The sequence below is a fragment of the Halomonas ventosae genome (assembly GCF_004363555.1).
Classification (GTDB): domain Bacteria; phylum Pseudomonadota; class Gammaproteobacteria; order Pseudomonadales; family Halomonadaceae; genus Halomonas; species Halomonas ventosae.
In genome coordinates, this window is sequence record NZ_SNZJ01000022.1 from 33,448 (window position 1) to 52,421 (window position 18,974).

General features: G+C 67.8%; 22 protein-coding genes. 10 read left to right on the forward strand and 12 right to left on the reverse strand.

What is annotated here, in order from left to right:
• Positions 1-51: 51 nt before the first annotated feature.
• The 4 genes from DFP85_RS16145 to DFP85_RS16160 all read left to right on the forward strand — a co-directional run bounded on the left by DFP85_RS16145 (position 52) and on the right by DFP85_RS16160 (position 4,069).
• On the forward strand, positions 52-975 hold the full coding sequence (locus DFP85_RS16145) for an alpha/beta hydrolase (protein WP_133637460.1): 924 nt from the start codon (positions 52-54) through the stop codon (positions 973-975).
• Between the two features lie 109 nt (positions 976-1,084).
• Complete coding sequence (locus tag DFP85_RS16150; RefSeq protein WP_133637461.1) at positions 1,085-2,053, forward strand: magnesium transporter CorA family protein; 969 nt, start codon at positions 1,085-1,087, stop codon at positions 2,051-2,053.
• A 95-nt stretch (positions 2,054-2,148) separates the two neighbouring features.
• On the forward strand, positions 2,149-3,381 hold the full coding sequence (locus DFP85_RS16155; protein WP_133637462.1) for a DUF3422 domain-containing protein: 1,233 nt from the start codon (positions 2,149-2,151) through the stop codon (positions 3,379-3,381).
• 103 nt (positions 3,382-3,484) lie between these two features.
• The gene (locus DFP85_RS16160) at positions 3,485-4,069 is read left to right on the forward strand and encodes a GNAT family N-acetyltransferase (RefSeq protein ID WP_133637463.1); all 585 of its coding nucleotides are present in this window, start codon (positions 3,485-3,487) and stop codon (positions 4,067-4,069) included.
• Positions 4,070-4,093: 24 nt separating this feature from the next.
• Here the strand turns inward: DFP85_RS16160 and DFP85_RS16165 are convergent, their stop codons facing one another.
• The 4 genes from DFP85_RS16165 to DFP85_RS16180 all read right to left on the reverse strand — a co-directional run bounded on the left by DFP85_RS16165 (position 4,094) and on the right by DFP85_RS16180 (position 6,782).
• Entirely contained in the window at positions 4,094-5,251 is a 1,158-nt protein-coding gene (locus DFP85_RS16165) for an MFS transporter (protein ID WP_133637464.1), read from the reverse strand.
• Between the two features lie 130 nt (positions 5,252-5,381).
• Complete coding sequence (locus DFP85_RS16170) at positions 5,382-5,576, reverse strand: DUF1289 domain-containing protein (RefSeq protein ID WP_133637465.1); 195 nt, start codon at positions 5,574-5,576, stop codon at positions 5,382-5,384.
• Positions 5,569-6,558, reverse strand: coding sequence for an ion transporter (locus DFP85_RS16175; protein WP_133637466.1), 990 nt, complete (start codon positions 6,556-6,558; stop codon positions 5,569-5,571). Before DFP85_RS16175 ends, DFP85_RS16170 begins: the two co-directional genes overlap by 8 nt.
• The gene (locus tag DFP85_RS16180; RefSeq protein ID WP_133637467.1) at positions 6,555-6,782 is read right to left on the reverse strand and encodes a DUF3820 family protein; all 228 of its coding nucleotides are present in this window, start codon (positions 6,780-6,782) and stop codon (positions 6,555-6,557) included. Before DFP85_RS16180 ends, DFP85_RS16175 begins: the two co-directional genes overlap by 4 nt.
• Positions 6,783-6,818: 36 nt before the next feature.
• Here DFP85_RS16180 and DFP85_RS16185 point away from each other — a divergent pair, with 36 nt between their 5' ends.
• Both DFP85_RS16185 and DFP85_RS16190 read left to right on the forward strand, forming a co-directional pair.
• Positions 6,819-7,301, forward strand: a complete 483-nt coding sequence (locus DFP85_RS16185; protein ID WP_133637468.1) for a metallophosphoesterase family protein — start codon at positions 6,819-6,821, stop codon at positions 7,299-7,301.
• 78 nt (positions 7,302-7,379) lie between these two features.
• Positions 7,380-8,012, forward strand: coding sequence for an SDR family oxidoreductase (locus tag DFP85_RS16190; RefSeq protein ID WP_133637469.1), 633 nt, complete (start codon positions 7,380-7,382; stop codon positions 8,010-8,012).
• 34 nt (positions 8,013-8,046) lie between these two features.
• Here the strand turns inward: DFP85_RS16190 and DFP85_RS16195 are convergent, their stop codons facing one another.
• The 5 genes from DFP85_RS16195 to DFP85_RS16215 form a co-directional block, all read right to left on the reverse strand.
• Positions 8,047-8,814 (reverse strand): DUF1499 domain-containing protein, encoded by a 768-nt coding sequence (locus DFP85_RS16195; RefSeq protein WP_133637470.1) that lies wholly within the window; start codon positions 8,812-8,814, stop codon positions 8,047-8,049.
• A gap of 93 nt (positions 8,815-8,907) precedes the next feature.
• Positions 8,908-9,525: a TPM domain-containing protein gene (locus DFP85_RS16200; RefSeq protein WP_133637471.1), complete on the reverse strand. Its 618-nt coding sequence runs from the start codon at positions 9,523-9,525 to the stop codon at positions 8,908-8,910.
• Positions 9,526-9,594: 69 nt separating this feature from the next.
• A complete protein-coding gene (locus DFP85_RS16205; protein ID WP_133637472.1) occupies positions 9,595-10,359 on the reverse strand; it encodes a TPM domain-containing protein in 765 nt (254 codons plus the stop codon).
• Positions 10,356-10,976, reverse strand: a complete 621-nt coding sequence (locus tag DFP85_RS16210) for a LemA family protein (RefSeq protein ID WP_133637473.1) — start codon at positions 10,974-10,976, stop codon at positions 10,356-10,358. The genes DFP85_RS16205 and DFP85_RS16210 overlap by 4 nt, the downstream gene beginning before the upstream one ends.
• Before the next feature lie 133 nt (positions 10,977-11,109).
• Positions 11,110-12,261: an endonuclease/exonuclease/phosphatase family protein gene (locus tag DFP85_RS16215; RefSeq protein WP_133637474.1), complete on the reverse strand. Its 1,152-nt coding sequence runs from the start codon at positions 12,259-12,261 to the stop codon at positions 11,110-11,112.
• A 329-nt stretch (positions 12,262-12,590) separates the two neighbouring features.
• Here DFP85_RS16215 and nfsA point away from each other — a divergent pair, with 329 nt between their 5' ends.
• The 3 genes from nfsA to DFP85_RS18990 all read left to right on the forward strand — a co-directional run bounded on the left by nfsA (position 12,591) and on the right by DFP85_RS18990 (position 14,812).
• The gene (nfsA, locus tag DFP85_RS16220; RefSeq protein WP_133637475.1) at positions 12,591-13,322 is read left to right on the forward strand and encodes an oxygen-insensitive NADPH nitroreductase; all 732 of its coding nucleotides are present in this window, start codon (positions 12,591-12,593) and stop codon (positions 13,320-13,322) included.
• A 229-nt stretch (positions 13,323-13,551) separates the two neighbouring features.
• Positions 13,552-14,358, forward strand: coding sequence for a class D beta-lactamase (gene blaOXA / locus DFP85_RS16225; RefSeq protein WP_133637476.1), 807 nt, complete (start codon positions 13,552-13,554; stop codon positions 14,356-14,358).
• Positions 14,359-14,620: 262 nt separating this feature from the next.
• Positions 14,621-14,812: a hypothetical protein gene (locus tag DFP85_RS18990; RefSeq protein WP_208108532.1), complete on the forward strand. Its 192-nt coding sequence runs from the start codon at positions 14,621-14,623 to the stop codon at positions 14,810-14,812.
• Here DFP85_RS18990 and DFP85_RS16235 read toward each other — a convergent pair.
• Together DFP85_RS16235 and DFP85_RS16240 are read right to left on the reverse strand one after the other, a co-directional pair.
• Complete coding sequence (locus DFP85_RS16235) at positions 14,797-15,324, reverse strand: YgjV family protein (RefSeq protein ID WP_133637477.1); 528 nt, start codon at positions 15,322-15,324, stop codon at positions 14,797-14,799. The two genes, DFP85_RS18990 and DFP85_RS16235, sit on opposite strands and share 16 nt — an antisense overlap.
• A 101-nt stretch (positions 15,325-15,425) precedes the next feature.
• Positions 15,426-16,319 carry a dihydrodipicolinate synthase family protein gene (locus tag DFP85_RS16240; protein WP_133637478.1) on the reverse strand — a complete coding sequence of 298 codons (894 nt, stop codon included), beginning with the start codon at positions 16,317-16,319 and terminating at the stop codon, positions 15,426-15,428.
• Between the two features lie 124 nt (positions 16,320-16,443).
• On the opposite strand from DFP85_RS16240, the gene DFP85_RS16245 reads away from it, so the two are divergent.
• A complete protein-coding gene (locus tag DFP85_RS16245; protein WP_133637479.1) occupies positions 16,444-16,794 on the forward strand; it encodes a hypothetical protein in 351 nt (116 codons plus the stop codon).
• Positions 16,795-17,207: 413 nt separating this feature from the next.
• Here DFP85_RS16245 and DFP85_RS16250 read toward each other — a convergent pair whose 3' ends face one another.
• Positions 17,208-18,881 carry a BCCT family transporter gene (locus DFP85_RS16250; protein WP_133637503.1) on the reverse strand — a complete coding sequence of 558 codons (1,674 nt, stop codon included), beginning with the start codon at positions 18,879-18,881 and terminating at the stop codon, positions 17,208-17,210.
• Between the last annotated feature and the right edge of the window lie 93 nt (positions 18,882-18,974).

Here is an 18,974-nt window from a genome sequence, read left to right on the forward strand (position 1 = left end):
TCCCTGCATGAATGAATTCCCTCTCATTCTCTCGCACCTGGAGGCTCGCGCATGATCCGCCAGATCGGAGTGACGATCCTGTTCCTGCTGGGCCTGCTGTCGGCTTCCGCGGCCTCGGCCGGCGGCCAGGTCAGCGAGCAACGCTTCCACTCCCAGCACCTCGGGCGTGACTACCCCTATACCCTCTACCTGCCCGAGGGCTACGCGGTCAGCCACCAGGCCTACCCGGTGGTCTACCTGCTGCACGGCTCCTTCGGCAGCGAGCGCGACTGGGTGCAGAGGGGGCGGCTGCGCCGCACCGCCGACCGGCTGATAAGGCTGGGGGTCATCCCCCCGGCCATCATCGTGATGCCCGGCAACCAGAGCTGGTGGATCGACGGCCACAACGAGCCGGCGCGCTCGGCCTTCCTGCAGGAGCTTGTTCCGCATATCGAGGAGAACTGGCACGTGGTGCCCGAGCGCGAGTGGCGCGGCGTGGCCGGCCTCTCGGCGGGGGGCTTCGGCGCGGTGAACTTCGCCCTGTCCTATCCCGGCCTCTTCGGTGCCGCCGCCGCCTTCAGCCCCGCCAGCTACCATCCGCTGCCCCCGGACAACTCCTCCGCCTGGCGCCATCCCGCCTTCATCAGGGACGGCGAGTTCGACACCGCCCTATGGGAGCGCACCAACTACACGGCCCACCTTGACGGCTACCTCTCCCAGGAGCTCGTCGTGCCCCTCTACCTGACCGCCGGCGATCGCGACCGGCTGAATGCCGTTCACCATGCCCGGCTGCTCAAGAGTGCACTGGTGCCGCACCAGCTCGGCCAGGTGCACCTGGACGTGCTGCCCGGCGGCCACACCTGGCGGGTTTGGCGCGCCAGCCTGCCGCGGGGACTCGACTTCATGTTCCGCCACCTCCAGGGGCCGGTGCCGATCGAGACAGAGGATGCCCGGGTCGAGGACCCCGAACCGACCTCGCCGGCGGTTTCCGGCTGAAGCGCACCAGTTGCGTACCGGCAAGCGCCATCGCCCCGACCGCTGCTGGGCAAGGGCGCCAGCCGTGCCGTAAGGTTCAGTAACTGTCTCGCCGAAGGATGACGACCCGATGATGCGTACGCTGCTGCTGGAGGCCGATGGCCGTGTGACGAGGGGCGGGGAGGAGCTGATCGCGCGCTGGCGCGACGAGGCCTCAAGCCGCATCTGGATCGACCTGCAGGGCGAGGGACAGGCGCGCGAGCGGGAGCTGCTCGAGGCCTTCGACTGCCATCCCCTGGCCATCGACGACGCCCACCGCGAGCGCCACCCGCCCAAGATCGAGGAGTTCGAGACCCATACCCTGGTCCTCTATCGCGGCATCTCCTCCTTCGACGCCGAGCTCAACTTCGTGCCCCAGCAGATCGCCTTCTTCCTCGGCGAGCGCTTCCTGATCAGCCTGCACCCCGGCCTGGCGCTGAGCATCGACCGCCTGCTGGCCCACGAGGGCGAGACGCTGCTGCGTCGCTCCCCCGAGCACGTGGCGCTGCGGGTCATGTACGTCTCCGCCGGCTACTACCTGGACAGCCTGCTCGAGTTCGAGAATGCCCTCAGCGACCTGGAGGACGAGCTGATGGAGGACGGCAGCGATGCCCTGATGCGCCGGGTCATCGCCTACCGCTCGCGGCTGGTGAAGATGCGTCGAGTGTTCCGCTACCACGTCGGCATCACCCAGGAGCTCACCGCCTATGACTACGAGCACCTGCCCCGCGACAACGAGGACACCCTGCATGCCATCAACGACGTCCACGAGCGATTCGAGCGCCTGCACAGCCTGACCCAGATGTACTACGACATCTGTGGCGACCTTATCGATGGCTACATCTCGCTCTCCTCGCACCAGCTCAATATCACCATGCGAGTGCTCACGGTGATCACCGCGATCTTCGTGCCGCTCACCTTCATCGCCGGCATCTACGGCATGAACTTCGCGCACATGCCGGAACTCGCCTATCGCTGGGGCTACTTCGTGGTGCTGGGGGTGATGCTCGCCATCGGCCTCGGCCTGCTGTGGCTGTTCCGGCGCAGAAGGTGGCTGTGAGACCAGTCGACGTCGCGGCACGTTGACGCGGCGCACTTGGCCCGGGGGAAGCCAGCCTCTAGTCTCGAGGGTCTTTCCCCTTTCCTGGCACCGACATGCACCCACAACGCGCCCGACTGCACAACGAGCTCCACGCCCGGCCCTCGATCTACTTCGAGGAGCCGGCGCACCTCCACCACTACGCCTTCCTGGACGGCGACGGCATCGCCGCGGACATCCTCGGCCGGGTCGCCGAGGTGGTCGGCAGGACCCCCGACATCGAGGCGGCCCAGGAGATCCTCGACCTCGGCGACCAGACCCTGAAGTGGGAGCGCCACACCGAGTTCTTCACCCTGACCCTGCTGGTGCCGAAACCCGCGCAGGGCGAGGCCTGGCCGTCGCCCCCGCCGCTGCTGGCGGAGATCGCTGCCGAACACAGCCGGGCGCTGATCAGTGCCAGCCTGATCCTGGTGGAAGCCGAAACCGCCTGGGGCGGCGACGCCGAGGCCTACGGCTTTCGCGACCCCGCCGGTTCCAGCGTGGGCGATGGCGACGCCACCGTGTGGAGCGACTTCCGGCTCACGGCGGCCGGCGTCAATCGCCTGCTGCTGGTCAACCGCGGCCTCAACGCCTTTCGCCTGGGTCGCATGACCCGGCGGCTGCTGGAGATCGAGACCTACCGCATGATGGCCTCGCTGGCGCTGCCGGTGGCCAAGGAGATGAGCCTCGAGCTGCGCGACCACGAGCTCGAGCTCGGCGAGCTCTCGGAGCGCAATACCGAGGACGAGGAGGAGAGCTCCCGGCCCCTGCTGGCGGCCATCTCCGCGCTCTCGGCCCGGCTCGAGCGCTCCGGTGCCCGCTCGCGCCAGCGCTTCAGCGCCACCGAGGCCTATGCGCGGATCGTCTTCAACCGCATCGAGGAGCTGCGCGAGGAGCGCCTCGGCGACCGCCCCCGGCTGGGAACCTTCATCCTGCGCCGCTTCCGGCCGACGGTGCACTACTGCGCCGCGATCAACCAGCGCCAGGAGAGCCTGGCGGAGAGCGTGGCGCGGCTCAACGACCTGCTCAGGACCCGCGCCCAGGTGGAGATCGAGGAGCAGAACTCCGAGATCCTGCAGAGCCTCAACGAGCGCACCAGCAGCCAGCTGAAGATCCAGAAGGCCGTCGAGGGGCTGTCGATCATCGTCATCAGCTACTACCTCTTCAGCCTGTTCAAGCTGGGGCTGCAGAGCCTCGGCGCCCTGGGCGTGGCGATCGAGCCCAGCGTCGCCGCCGCCGTGCTGGGGCCGCTGGGGCTGGGCATCATCGGCCTGCTTGCCTGGCGGATCCAGCGCGTCAAGAATCACTGAGGACAGGGTCGCTCGATTCCAGCAGGGGCAGGAGGTTGGCACTATGCTGTGGACAGGCCCTTCAAGGCCTGTCCGTTCACCTTGACCCCTGCGGGAGGTGACCATGCGACTACGCGATGCGGTGCGGGCCGATGCCCGGGACCTGGCCTACCTGATCAACCTGGCGGGGGAAGGGCTGCCCGAGTACCTCTGGGGGCTGATGGCCGAGGGCGGCGAATCCCCGCTGGAGGTCGGCATGCAACGCGCCGCCAGGCAGGAGGGCGGCTTCAGCTACCGCCACGCCAGGGTGTGCATCGACCGGGGTCGGCTGGTGGGGATGATCCTCGCCTATCGGCTGCCGGATGCCAGCGATCCCGAGGAACTGAAGGAGTGTCCCGCCGTGGTCGAGCCGCTGTTGCGCCTCGAGGCCAGGGTCCCGGGCAGCTGGTACATCAACGCCATCGCTACCCTGCCGGCGGCACGCCGCAAGGGCATCGGCCGCCTGATGATGGCCCAGGTGGAGGCCTCGGCGATCGCCGCCGGCTGCGACGAGATCAGCCTGATCGTGGCCTCGGAGAATGGCGTTGCCCGCGCGTTCTACCGCCGGCTGGGCTATCGCGAGGTGGCGTCCCTGCCGGTGGTTCCCTGGCCCGGCGGCCTGGGTGGGGGCGACTGGCTGTTGATGACCCGGCGGCTGGAGGGAGGCTAGGAGCCTGCCGGACTCGACGCGGCGCTACCCGCCCGAGGTGCGCGCCACCCTGGCCCGCAGGGCGAACAGCGCCATGGCCAGCAGGCCCACCAGCGCCATCAGCAGCAGCGGGAAGCTGCGCGTCCCGAGCCCTTCCAGCAGCGGGCCGGCCAGCGAGGGCACCGCCATGGCACCGCTGCCGGCGGCCAGGAAGATCATCCCGGTGGTGCGCCCGCTCATCGCCATCAGCTGGTTGCTCAGCCCGAACAGAGTAGGAAAGATCGCCGAGGCGGCCAGCCCGAAGAGCAGCGATACGGCCCCCAGCGGCAGCCAGTCCAGCTGCAGCCCCAGGGCGCTGGCGAGCCCCAGGGTCAGGCACGCGCGCAGCACCCACCAGGGCGAGAAGCGGCGCAGCAGCGGGATCGCCAGCAGGCGTCCCACCGAGAGCGCCAGCCAGAACAGGGTGGCCAGCATGGCGGCCTCCTCGCCGGGCATGCCGCGCAGGGTGGCGTAGGCGGTGACCCAGCCGGCGAAGGTGATCTCCATGCCCACGTAGAGGCCGAACATGAACAGGAACAGCCCCAGCCGCCAGGCATCGGCGGGCGGCACGGGAGTGTCGTCCTCGCGGGCGACCGGTGCCCGGGGGCTCTCCAGGCGGGCCAGCGGCCAGAGCAGCAGCAGCGCATAGAGCGCCACCGCCCAGAAGGCCCAGGCGAAGTGGCCGGTCAGCGCCAGCACCGCCACCAGCACCAGCGGCACCAGGGTGTTGCCCAGGCCGAAGCAGAAGTGCAGGGCGCTGATCCAGGGCGGCGAGTCCTTGCCGTGGGCCCAAAGCAGCAGGGTATTGGAACCGGCGTTGGCCGAGACCTCGGCCAGGCCCAGCAGGAAGACGACCCCGGTCAGCATCGCCAGCCCCTGGCTGAAGGGCACCAGCACGAGCCCCGCGGCCATCAGCAGCAGCATGGCGGCCACTACCCGGTGGCCCGGGAAGCGGTCCACCAGCCGCCCCGAGAGCAGCGAGCCGAGCATGTTGCCCAGTGCCCGGGCAGTGAACAGCACCGAGATCTGGCCCATGCTCGAACCGGTCATCGCCGCCAGGTGCGGCAGCGCCGGCCCGAGCAGGCCGCCGCTCATGCCGATGGCCAGCATGACCAGGAAGTAGCGGTGGGTGACCCGGCGGGCGTGGGGCGTCGAGGCCGGCATGTCCCCTCCTTGGCAGGCGGCAAAGGGCGCGATTGTGCCATCTTTCCCGCCCCGGTGACTCCTCCCTGCCTGCGCCCCGGCATCGACCGTCGGCCTGCGCCATCTGCAGCCGGCCGCGCCTCGCTGCCGATCAGGCCTGGGTCGGCTCGGCCTTGCCCTCGTGCGCCAGCCGCTGCCAGATCGCCTCCCGCTCGCTCTCGTCCATGCGCGCCCAGCGGCCGATCTCGTCCAGGGTGCGCCCGCACCCCTCGCAGTACGTGCCTTCCGGCGTGAGGCGGCAGCGCTTCACGCAGGGGGAGGGGCGAGGTACGGGAGCATCACTCATAGCGTTCCCGCCACTGCTGGACGGCGACCTGTTCCTTGAGCATCTCGAGCATGTCGATCAGCACCTGTTCGGTCACCTGGTCGGTGTGCTTGTCGACCTGCAGCCAGGCATCGAAGCCGCTCTCCGTCATGTGCTCCATCAGGTGGCCGAACTCCGGCGAGCGCATGCCCCTCACGGCCTCGTCGAGCAGCCGGCAGGCCAGGTCGCGCAGCGTCTCGTCCAGCCCCCTGGCCACCTGGCTGCCCATGGGCAGGCGCTTCAGGCGGCGAATCTCCGGACTCTCGGCCAGGGTGCGGCCCACCAGGGCGCCGACGTATCGCATCAGCTCGTCGCGGTTCGCGACATAGGCGGTGTCGGCCATCTCCTCCAGGCGCCGGGACACCTCGGCGATCAGCTGGTGCTTGCGCGGCAGGATCACGTCGCCGACGACGCGTCGGGAGAGCGAGTCGCTGGCGCGCACCTGCTGCTGCACATTGTCGAGCAGGCGGATGGCGATGCGGTCGGAGAGCTCCTCCAGCAGGATGTCGTAGTACTTGGCATAGACCCCATACAGGCGCCAGCGGCGGATATCGATCATGCCCACCCGCTGCAGGCGATGCAGCAGCGAGATGACGCGCAGCACCCTCAGCAGGCGGAAGCCGCCCAGGGGAATACAGCCCAGCACGTCGTACCAGTGCACGAAGGGATAGAAGAACCAGCGATGATAGCGCCGCTCGGCGATGGCCACGGCCCAGCCCAGCAGCACATCGAGCAGGAAGAGGCTGACGAAGGCCAGGTCGATGGCGATGAAGTTGGCGTGGATGTGCCGGTCGTAGGCGGCGTGCCAGCCCGGGGCCACGGCCTCGAAGGCCGCGTTGAGTGGCGGCAGCAGGTAGAGGGAGTCGAACAGCAACAGCGCCAGGTTGGCCACCACCAGGGCCAGGATCAGCAGGTCCCAGGCGATGTGCAGGCGCTCCAGGGCCAGGCCGACGGGCCGTTTCACCCTCGGCTCCCGGCGGTGGTGCGCAGCGGGTCGAGCAGTTCGCTCAGGCCGTTGTGGTCGATCTCGTGCATCAGGTGCAGCAGCCGGCCGATCTGGCCCTCGGGAAAGCCCTCCCGGGCGAACCAGTTGAGGTAGGGGCCGGGCAGGTCGGCGATCAGGCAGCCCGCGTGCTTGCCGAAGGGCATGCGCAGGGTGACCAGTTTCTCAAGGTCTTCGGGATTCACTATGCTGGCTCCATGACGGACAGAGGCGACCTTACCATGCCGGATGTGACGCTCGAAGGGCCCATCGGGGTGATCGCCGATACCCACGGGCTGCTGCGCCCCGAGGCGCTGACGATGCTCCAGGGCTGCGGGCTGATCCTGCATCTCGGCGACGTGGGCAGCAAGGACGAGGACGCCGCCCTCCTCGAGCGCCTCGCCGCGCTGGCGCCACTGCACACCGTGCGGGGCAACATCGACACCGCGTCCTGGGCCGAGGAGCTGCCGCACACCCTGGACCTGCGGGTCAACCGCTGGCGGCTGCACCTGGTGCACGACATCGCCGACCTCGACGCGACCATCGACTGCGACGCCGTGCTCCATGGCCACTCCCACAAGCCGCGCAACGAATGGCGGGGCGAGCGGCTGCTGTTCAACCCGGGCGCCGCCGGCAAGCGTCGCTTCCGGCTGCCCATCACCCTGGGCAAGCTGTGGGCGGACGCGCGCGGCCTGCGCGGGGCGATCCTGCACCTGCCGCTGTGACGCGCCACGCCTTGATCCGGCGACACCCCGCCCGCATGCAGCAGGGGTGAACCTTCCGACCCAACCCGAGGAGAGCCCATGACGACCCTGGTGATCGGTGCCAACGGCCAGATCGGCCGCCAGTTCTGCGCGTTGGCGCAGGCCGCCGGCGAGCCCATCAAGGCGATGATCCGCGATGCGGCCCAGCAGCCCTGGTTCGAGGAGCGCGGTATCGAGACGGTGATCGCCGACCTGGAGGGCGACTTCCGCGCCGCCTTCGACGGCTGCGACCAGGTCGTCTTCACCGCCGGCTCGGGCCCGCATACCGGCCCCGACAAGACCCTTCTGATCGACCTCTACGGGGCCATCCGTGCCGTGGATATCGCCCGCGAGCGGGGCATCGGGCGCTTCCTGATGGTCAGCGCCATGCGTGCCGAGAACCCCCAGGAGGCGCCGGAGAAGCTGCGTCCCTACATGGCCGCCAAGTTCGCCGCCGATGCCCACCTGCGCCTGGCCGGGGTGCCCCACGTGATCCTCAAGCCGGGCCGGCTCACCGACGAGCCCGCCAACGAGCGCGTGGCCACCTCGCTGGCCGAGACCGGCGGCGAGAACCGGGTCTCGCGGGGCAACGTCGCCCATGCCCTGTTGCACCTGCTCAAGGCCCGGGAGCTGGTCGACCGCGAGTTCGTGCTGCTCGACGGCGAGCGTGAGATCGGCGAGGCGCTGGCATAGCGCGGGCAGCGGCCGGCTGACCCGCCCCGTCCCCTTACTCCAGGCGTTGCTCCAGGTCTGCCAGGTAGGCCCGGATGCGCGCCGCGTTGGTGCCCACGTCGCTGGCGCCGAGCCGCGAGGCGGAGCGCATGTCGACCCGCACGCCCTCCGGCGTCTCGGTCAGGCGGATCACCACGTCGTCCTTGAAACCGAACCAGGTGGTGGTGGCGGTGGCCTCGAGTCGGGCGTCGCCCACCGTGGCGATCTCCCAGCCGGCATCGCGCACCTCGGCCTCGACGGCGGCCAGCACCGCGTCGAGGGGCGCGTCGAGCACCAGCGGCTGGATCTCCGGGTAGGCCTCGCGCTGCTGGCGGGCTGTCGCCTCGCCGGGGTAGTCCACGGCGTTGGGGGCGGCTTCCCTGGCCGCGACCAGGGCCTCGAAGGCGGGCGGGTCCTGCAGGTCGGTGGTGATGTCGTGGATGGGCGGCACCGCCCTGGCCTGCTGCAGCTGCATCCAGGGCACCGCGACCAGCACCAGGCCGGCCAGTATCACCAACCCACCGAGCAGCGCCGGCAGGGCGCGGCGGGTGAAGGCGGCGATGATCAGCCCCACCAGGCCCAGCCCGGCGGCGCCGAGGGCAACGAAGGCGCCGTAGCGCAGCATGCTGAAGGCATCACCCAGCGCGAGCAGCCCGGTTCGATAGGCCGGCCCCGCGAGGGCCATGGAGAGGGCTGCCAGGATGGCCAGGATGCCCCCCGCCAGTGCCACCTTGAAGGCCACGCCCGTGCCTCGATGTTCCGATGTCCTGGAGTCAGGTGTCATGCCGCTTCCTTGTGTCGGTCGGCCCATATCGAAGGGTAGCCCCTCCGTCGGGGAGAAGCGCCCGTCATGACCCGGGGCATGGGCAGAAGGGGGTCAATCCAGCACGATCAGGTGATTGGGCAGTTCGTTGCGTTCGTGGGTGGCCGGCACCTGCTCCCTGAGGTGTTCGCCGCAGGCCTCGATGCACTCCAGGAAACCCCGCAGGGTCTCGCCGGCCTTCACCTGGCGGGTGAAGGCCGCCACGATGGAGTGCCAGGTCTCGTCGCCGATGCGTGCCGAGATGCCCCGGTCGACCAGGATCTCCACATAGCGCTCGGCCTCGGAGACGAAGATCAGCATCCCCGTTCCCCCCTCGGTGTGGTGCAGCTCCTGTTCCAGGAACTGCCGCCGGGCGAGGTTGGCCGCCCGCCAGTGGCGAACCGAGCGCGGGATCAGTCGGGTGGTGACGGCGGGAAGGCGGAATACCAGTCCCAGCACGATGAAGGTCGCCCACTGCACCAGCGTCAGCTCCCAGGCCGTCAACCAACCGGGAAAGTAGTTGACCGCACCGGGCACCACCAGCGCCAGCAGGCCCGCCCACAGCAGCGGGATATAGGCATAGTTGTCCGCTTTCGGCGCCAGCACGGTGACCAGCTCGGCATCGGTCTCGCGCTCGACCCGATGAATCGCCTCGGCTACCTGGCGTTGCTCGTCTTCACTCAATAAGGCCATGGGGGTCGTGATCTCCGAATCCTGATATTCATGTCGGTGTCGCCACCGGCTGTAGGCTGTAGATTAGGGTTACCAGCCGCCGGACGCGCCGCCGCCACCGAAGCCGCCGCCGCCACCGCCGAAACCACCCCCGCCGCCGAAGCCGCCTCCGCCGCCCCCGCGAGACCCGCCGCCAAGCGCACCGCCCAGCAGCATGCCGGCCAGCAGGCCGCCGCGACCACCGCGTACCAGGGTCATGACGATCACGAACATCACGAAGAAGAGAATCGATGCCGGTCCCCTGGGGCCCTGCTCCCCGGCCGGGGCGCCGGAGGTGGCGCTGGTGTCCATAGGCTCGCCGCCCAGCACCCGGATCATCGCCTCCACGCCCTCGGTGATGCCGCGGGCGTAGTCTCCCTCGCGGAACGCCGGGGTCAGGGTCTGGTTGATGATCACCGAGGACTGGGCGTCGGTCAGTCGGCCCTCGAGGCCGTAGCCGACCTCGATGCGCACCTTGCGCTCATTCGGCGCGACGATCAGCAGGGCGCCGTTGTCCTCCTCTGCCTGGCCGATGCCCCAATGGCGCCCCAGCTGATAGCCATACTCCTCGATGGTGACGCCCTGCAGGTCCGGCAGGGTCGCCACCACCAGTTGCTCGGTGGTGGCCTCCTCATGGGCCGCGAGCCGCTCGCTCAGGCGGGATTCGGTGGCCGGGTCCAGCAGCTCGGCCTGGTCCACCACACGACCGGTCAGTTCGGGAAAGTCGAGTTCCTGGCCTTCACTTTCCTGGGCATGAAGGCCGAGGGCCGTCGACAGCAGCAATGCCAGTAGCGGAATGCGCAGAAGATCGCTCATTCAAACTCCACCTGGGGGGCCTGGTCCGCGTTCTCGGTCGTGGCTTCGAAGGTCTCGCGAAGCGGCATGTCGCTGTAGAGGATGCTGTGCCACAGGCGACCGGGGAAGGTGCGGATCTCGGTGTTGTAGCGCTCGACCGCGGTGATGAAGTCGCGCCGTGCCACGGCGATGCGGTTCTCGGTGCCCTCCAGCTGCGATTGCAGGGCCAGGAAGTTCTGGTTCGACTTCAGCTCGGGGTAGCGCTCGGAGACCGCCATCAGGCGGCTCAGTGCCCCGGTGAGCTGCTGCTGGGCCTGCTCGAACTGGCGCATCTTTTCCGGGTCGTCCAGCGACTCGGCGTCGATCTGGATGGACGTGGCCTTGGCCCGCGCCTCCACCACGGCGGTCAGGGTCTCCCGCTCCTGCCGGGCAAACCCCTTGACCGTCTCGACCAGGTTGGGCACCAGGTCCGCGCGCCGCTGGTACTGGTTCTCCACCTGCGCCCAGGCCGACTTCACCTGCTCGTCATAGGTGGGGATGTTGTTGATGCCGCAACCCGTCAACAGCATCGCCATGATCAATACAAGGGAAAATCGCCAGATACGAGGGTCGGTAAGCGCGGTGTGTCTCGTCAGCATGGAGTCGGTCATCCCTGTGATTGCGATTCGATGCTCCCCAAGGTACAGCTCAGGTTGAGGCGAAGGAAGCGATGCATGGAGACACTCTGTTCGGTAGCGAACAAGGAGTTGTCCCCGTTGATTCTGGCTTTCGTCAATCCGCCTGCGACGAGCTGACATCGTGCTCGGCGGCATCTTCGGCACCTTCCTCGACCATCTCCTGGGCCTTCTGCTGCTGCTCCTCTTCCTCCTCAGAGGCCCCCGGCGTCGCGTGGTCCTTGTTCGCGACGGCCAGGGTCGCGGTGACGGCGAAATGGTCGGAGCCGGCGACCCTTACCCGGTCGAGGCCGATCAGGTGGAAACCGTCCGAGACGAACAGGTGGTCGATCGGGTATCGCAAGAATGGTCGCTCCGCGGGGTAGGAGCTCAGCAGCCGTCGGCCACGGCGAGGGTCCTTCAGATCGCTCAGGTCGGCGAACAGCCGGGTGGTGTCGGACCATGCGACGTCATTGAAGTCGCCGGTGACGATCCAGCGATTGTCCGAGTCCTCTTGAACGTGGCGGGCAACGAGCATCAGCTCGGCATCGCGGACCCGGCTGTCCCGGCGCTCGCTCGTCTCGTCGTTGTGGCTGATCTGGTCCCGCAGCCCTGGCGGGACGGGGTGGGTGCCGATGTAGCGCACCGGCCCGATGTCCGGCACATCCAGGGTCGCGAAGATCGATGGCCGACGATCAGAGATCAGGTGCTTGATCTCCTGCTCCAGCAGCGGGAACCGCGACCAGAGCATGATTCCCAGCCCCTCGCCACGAACCTCCCCGACCCGATGCGCATAATGCTCATCCAGCGGCGCCACCGCCTCGGCCCAGGCGCGATCGACCTCGATCAGCAGCAGGAGGTCGGGGTCCTCACGCTGCACCATTGCCACCAACTCGTCGTAGCGGTCGTTGGTGTAGGTGACATTCGCCGTCAGGACTTTCAGGGCCGTCCGGTCCCCGCCGGGTTGAGTCTCGGCGGTGGGGACCTCGGTCGGCCAGACAGGCGTGAACGGCAGGATATGCGACAGCTGCCATGACCCCGTCGCGAGGATCACTGTCAACCATACGGCGTGCTCAGTGCGTGGCTGATTCCACCAGGCGTGAACTGCCAGCAGTGCCAGTGGCACTATGATTGCCACACTCAACTGAAGCCGCGGGAACTCCCACAACTGTATCCACCACTGACCGCTGGGAATCATCGGCAGCAAGCTGACTGCCAGCATCAGCAGTGCCAGCACTCGGATAGACCAGAGAAGCAGCGTTGCAGCCATGGCACCTCATTCATCAGGCGACACCGGCGACCGAAGCAGTCCCGGTCGTACCTGCTTCAACCCCTTCAAGTATCCTTCTGCCTTGGGGAGCCCGTCTGTGGGGCCCCTGCTCGCCTTCACGCGGGTACTTGCCGTCCCGGTGACCATCGTGCCCCGGCATGCCAAGGCAAATGCGTAGTAACTATAAACCATCCTGTGTCGGGCGACAGGCGACGGTCTCAATGGCCCCTGGACGATGCAAAGCCTCACCGGGTGATGGAGAATGTGTTGTTACCTGATGTTCGCCGCGCGCCTTGGCGACGCTGTCCGACACCATGCGACGAGGTCCCATGAACCCCACCATCGAACTGCTCAAGTCCCACCGCTCCATCCGCAAGTTCACCGACCAGCCGGTCTCCCGCGAGCTGCTGGAGACGCTGATCGAGGCCGGCCAGGCCGCGGCCACCTCCAGCCACGTCCAGGCCTACTCGGTGATCCACGTGACGAATCCGGCGAACCGCGAGGCGATCGCCGAGCTGGCCGGCGGCCAGTCCTACGTGGCCACCTGCGGCGCCTTCCTGCTGTTCTGCGCCGACATGAAGCGTCCCACCGAGGCCGCCGAGCGCACCGGCGCCCGGGTGGTGCGCGGCATGACCGAGCAGCTGCTGGTAGCCAGCGTGGATACTGCCCTGATGGCCCAGAACGTGGCCATCGCCGCGGAATCGGAAGGACTGGGCATCTGCTACATCGGTGGCATCCGCAACAACCCCCAGCAGATCAGCGACCTGGTGGGCATCCCCGATCATGTCTTCCCGGTGTTCGGCATGTGCCTCGGCTACCCGGCCCACGACCCGGACGTGAAGCCGCGCCTGCCGGTGGAGGCGATCCTCAAGGAGGACACCTACACCGATGACCGCGAGCAGGTGGCGGCCTACGACGACGCCATGCACGCCTACTACCAGTCGCGTAAGGGCGGCCCCAAGGACAGCACCTGGTCCCAGAACCTGACCCCGCTGTTCGATACCAAGCTGCGTCCCCACATGCGCGAGTTCCTGGTCAAGCGCGGCTTCGAGATGAAGTAAAACGCGCCTCATACGTCATGGCGGCTGGCATGCCGGGCCCGGCCTCGAAGGCGCACAGGGCATTGAGCGGCAGGAAGGGGGGCGTGTCATCCGAGGCCTAGTTAGTTCAGCTAATGAGTGACGCAAGAGATCATGGCTTGTTTGAGTGTGACGCCGGCGGCTACGCTTGGCAGCCCATCGCCTCCTGGTCCCGCATATTGGGAGGCCAGCGACCCGAGAGAACCGGCCCATGAGATACCGTCCCATCCTGCCAGCCCTGATCCTGTTGACCCTCTTGCCACTGCCGGCATTCGCCGGCGACTGGCAGCCACGCCCCGACTGGGCCGACATCTTCGCCGAGCAGAGGGCCGTCAACGGCACCCTGGTGATCGTCGACGAGCGGGAGGGCCGCGAGGGCCACTGGGTGGTGAACCCCGAGCGCGCCGGCGAGCGGCTCTCTCCGGCTTCCACCTTCAAGGTGCCCCATGCGCTCTTCGCCCTGGATGCCGGCCTGGTGGAGGATGAGTTCGAGGTGTTCCACTGGGACGGAGTGGAGCGCGATGTGCCGGCCTGGAACCAGGACCAGACCCTGCGCTCTGCCCTGCGCTTCTCCACCGTCTGGGTCTTCCAGCGCCTCGCCGACGAGCTCGGTGCCTCGCTCGAGCGGGAGTACCTGAGCGAGACAGGCTACGGCAACGCCGACGTCGGCGGCGATGTTGAGACCTTCTGGCTCGACGGCAGCCTGCGGGTATCGGCCTTCGAGCAGGTCGACTTCCTCGAGCGGCTCTACGACATGGCCTTGCCCTTCGCCGAGGCCGACCAGCGGCTGGTCAAGGACATCCTGATCAATGAGGCCGGACGCGACTGGATCCTGCGCGCCAAGAGCGGCTGGGACGGCCGGGTCGGCTGGTGGGTCGGCTGGGTCGAATTGCCCGCCGGTCCGGTGTTCTTCGCCCTGAACCTCGACACCCCCGAGCGGCTGGCCGACCTGCCCAAGCGCGAGGCCATCACCCGGGCGGTACTGAGCCGACTGGAGGCGCTGCCGATGGGCGAGTAAGCGGCGCGAACAACGATGCCAGGTACAGAGGCGAGAGGCGGACCCTCCTGGTCCCGCGCCGTAGCCCTCGGCGGCGAGTGGGCCATGCTTCTCACCGGGCCGAGGGCTCCTTTCGGCCCCGGCGGCGCGGGAGGTCTCCCCGGCCAGCTCGGAGAAGGTCAGGCAGCGAGGCCCGGTTCCCGCGACCGACTTCGCCTGCGCCGTCACCGCCTCTGGCGCGCCCCAGGAGGTCGCCTGGCTGCTGCACTACCTGTTCGAGATGGTGCTCGACGGTCGCAATGCCTTCGTGGCTGACGGCGTGCAGCGGGCGCTGGGCCGCGAGCCCACCGGCGTGACGGCCTTCGCAGGCCGCGGGCGAGGAGGCGACCGCATGACCCTGCTGCCCAGTGTCGCCGTCGTCCTGGCGATGCCGGGTGCCGTGCTGATCGGCGGTGGCCTTCAGCCGTGGATGTAGCGCAGGCGGGCATCGCGGCGCAGGCGCAGCATGGTGATCACGTTGGTCAGGAAGATCAGGCTCTCGGCGATGGTGCCGCCGATCGAGCCAGCCAGCAGGTTGCTGATCACCCAGCACAGCGCCGCCACCGCCAGGGCGGCGCGCATGGCGATCCCGCTCAGCATGAACATGCCCCAGGTGCCCAGCAGCCCCGCCGCCAGGGCAGGGATGTCCCGCGGGCCGCTCCAGGTCAGCGCTGCCACCGCCAGGGTGGCGACCAGCATCACCAGCATGAGCAGGCGGTGGCGCGGGAAGCGGCGCACCAGGGCGATGCGCAGCACGATCAGCGCCGAGATCCCGGCCGCCACCCAGCTCTCGAACAGCGCGAACTGGGCGGCGAAGGCGACGTTGGCGAACAGCAGCAGCACGAACAGCCTGTCGTCCCGCTTGCTGGCGAATGCCACGAGGCACAGCGCCAGGGCCACCAGGCTGACGCCCTGGCCCAGCAGCCATCTCAGGCCGATCTCGTCCATGGAATATCCGCTGTCGGGGTGGAGAAGGAGGAAAACCGCGCCATGCTAGCATGCCGGCCCGCCGCACATCTGTGGTAGCCGATGGCATCACGCCGGGGCGCTCAGGCGAGTTCCAGCTCCTGCAGCAAAGCGGCCAGTGCCTGCCGGTCCTGGCCCTCCAGCGTCGTCAGGGGCAGCGGCAGGCTGGGCGGTTCGGTGAGCCCCAACAGCTCCGCCGCGGTGGCCACCACGCGCAGGCTTCCTCCATGCCGGCGGAACAGGGCCCATAGCGGCTCGAGACGCTGGCTCAGCCGCAGGGCCTCGTCCCCCTTGCCGGCCCGGGCCGCGTGGGTAATGGCCAGGGCGGTCTCGGGGAAGAGGCCGCCGATCACCGAATACCAGGCCTCGCAGCCGGCATTCAGCCCGGTGGCGGCCATGGCATCGCCGCTGACGCCGATCGTCACCTCCGGCGGGATCAGGCCGCGCAGCCGCGCGACACGCTCCCGGGCGGCCTCCGGCTCGGCGGGCACGCCGGGTATCTTGATGGAGGCTACCCTGGGCAGCGCCGCGATGCGCCCATGCAGCGCGTCGCTGAAGGTGAAGTGCGTCGTGCCGGGGTTGTCGTAGACGCAGAGCGGCAACGAAAGTCGAGCGGTCACGGCCTCATAGAACCCGAAGACCTCCTCCTCGGACAGCGGCTGGTACGACATCGGCGCCAGCAGCACCGCGCTGGCGCCCGCGGCCTCGGCGTCCTCGGCCAGGGCCAGGACGTCCCGGGTGCGCAGCGCGCTGATGCCCACGATTACCGGCACGTCGCCGGCGTGCTCCACGGCCAGCCGGGCTATGCGGGCGCGCTCGGCGCGGGTGAGGTAGGCATAGTTCCCCGTCGAGCCGAGAGCCCCGATGGATTCCACGCCCGCAGCGGCAAGCCTCTCGACCAATCGGACGAAGGCCGCCTCGTCGATGGCGTTCTCGTTCATGGGCGTCAACGGAAAGGCACTCAGGCCGGTGAACATGGCGGTCTCCTCGCTCCATAGGCTGGCGGCGGACTTGCTCGGGAGTATGCCACGGCGGAGACTCGGCACCACGCATCCGGGCTGCGCACCGGAGTCTTTCCGCTAACCCGTGGAGGTCGACCGAATGGAGAGACAAGCCGATCCCGACCTGGCCTCGCGCCTGCGCGAGTTGCTGAGGAGCCTGCCCGACGAGCGGCTGCCGATCACCTACCAGCAGGCCGCCGAGGCGCTGGGCCTCCCGCCGCCGCGTACCATCCAGCGTGTCGCCCTGGCGCTGGAGGCGCTGATGCGCGAGGACGTCGCCGCCGGCCGGCCGATGATCGCCGCCCTGGTGGTCAGCCGCCGCGGCGACCTGCCCCGGCAGGGCTTCTTCGAGCTGGCGGTATCGCTCGACCGCTTTCCCGCCGACCCGGCACACCATGCGGCGGCCTATCGTCAGGAGCTCCGGCAGGTGCTGGCGGAGCGATCAGAATGAAGCGAAGAGAGTGAGGTGAGCTCACAGGGTGCTCTGGTCGGCGGCCCCGCGCCGCGACCACGCGTTGGCGCGACTTGCCGGCTTGGTCGCGGAAAGACTCGACGAGCTTCACCTAGCGACGCGGGCCGGATTTGGTGACGTTGACGAACATGTCACCACAGTAGTCCGCCCATTCTATAGACGGCAACTAGCCAAGAGAAAAACGTGTCACTCCAAAGAAATCGGCCGGAATAGGCTAACTAACTGAATTCTCGGACCACAGGTGTCGAAATCAGGCCAAAATCGGGTTGGAAGTGTCGAACTCGGGCTCAGCATCTTCCTTTCTGCGTCAATCCGGTGAATAAGGCGTAATTAAGGCGTAATAAGGGCAGCCCGTAGGCTGCCCTGTTCGGTCATGCATAGAGTGAAGCGCCTCAGCCTTTGGGACCTCGAGGCTCGCTTATCAGTCCATTGACCATGCCATAGCACGCCACCAGCAAGACGAAGGTGAAGGGCAGGGCGGTAACGATCACTGCCGCCGCCAGCGCTTTCAGGCCGCCACCCAGCAGCAGGGCGATGGCGATGGCACCCTGGATGAGGGCCCAGAAGATCCGCTGCGGTTTGGGCGCATCGACCTTGCCGCCGGCCGTGATGGAGTCGATCACCAGCGAGCCGGAGTCGGAGGACGTGATGAAGAACACGACCACCAGCACGATGCCGATCAAGGAGGTGATCTGGGACAGCGGCAGTCGGCTGAACACCACGAACATCTGCAGTTCGAGGGCCGAGTCCATGGCGCCCTGGAAGTTGTCGGTGATCACTTGATCGACGGCTGTGCCACCTAAGGTACTCACCCACAGCACCGTGATAGTCGACGGCACCAGCAGCACGGCGATCAGGAATTCACGTACGGTGCGACCTCGGCTGACCCGGGCGATGAACATGCTGACAAACGGTGCCCAGGAGACCCACCAGGCCCAGTAGAAGGTGGTCCAGCCCTGGCTGAAATTGGCATCCTCACGGCCGAAGGGCATGGAGAGCGCAGGCAGGTTGACCAGGTAGGCGACCAGGTTCTCGAAGAAGCCGGTGACGATCAGCAGGGTCGGGCCCACGGCCATCACGAAGACCACCAGCAGGAAGGCCAACACCATATTGAGCTGGGAGAGTCGCTGCACGCCCTTATCGACGCCGAGGACGACCGACACCAACGCGATCAGGGAGATGCTGATGATCAGCACCACCATGGTGACGTTAGTGTTGGGGATGCCGAACAGGTAATTCAAGCCTGCGGCGGCCTGAGTGGCGCCGAGGCCGAGTGACGTGGCCAGGCCGAACAGCGTGGCGAACACCGCCAGGATATCGATGGCGTGGCCTGGCCAGCCCCAGATGCGCTCCCCAAGGACCGGGTAGAAAACCGAGCGCATGGTCAGCGGCAGGCCCTTGTTGTAGGCGAACAGGGCCAGGGCCAGGGCCACCACGGCATAGGTCCCCCAGGCATGCAGGCCCCAGTGGAAGATGGTGGTGGATATGCTTAGCGAGGCGGCGGCGGCCGGGTCACCCGCGGCGGCGCCCAGTGGTGCCCAGTCGGTGCGCACCCCGTTTTCCACGGTGATACCCCCCATGGCGCTGCCGTAGTGGGTCAGTGGCTCGGAGAGCCCATAGAACATCAGGCCGATGCCCATGCCCGCGGCGAACAGCATGGAAAACCAGCCGATAAAACTGAATTCCGGCTGGGCATTGGCACCGCCTATCCTGACCCTAGCCATGGGCGTGAAGATCAGCACGAACGCGAGCACCAGGAAGATGTTGGCCGCCAGCAGGAAGAACGAGGACAGGTTAACGGTCAGGAAGTTGAAGGCGGTATTGAAGACTGGTTCCACCTGGTCTTGCAGGGCCAGCGTGATGATCACGAAGAACAGGACCGTCAGTGAGGAGATGGTGAAGACCTTGCCGTGCAGGTCCACTGAGATCCCGAACTTGGAGGCCGCGAAGTTGTCCTGTCCGATCACGTGATCGGTTTCGATGAGGTTTGCCGGCCCATCCGGTGCCGGGATGCCCCGGGGGCCGGCGTGTTTCGGTTGCGGGGCGCTCGCTTCGTTGGGATTTATATACACTTTTTATTTCCCTTTCAGTTTGTCGGTAGTTGAGGGTGCGTGCAGTAGTTAGCACCGAGGCCTGACCAGAAAGGTCGAGGCCTGGGT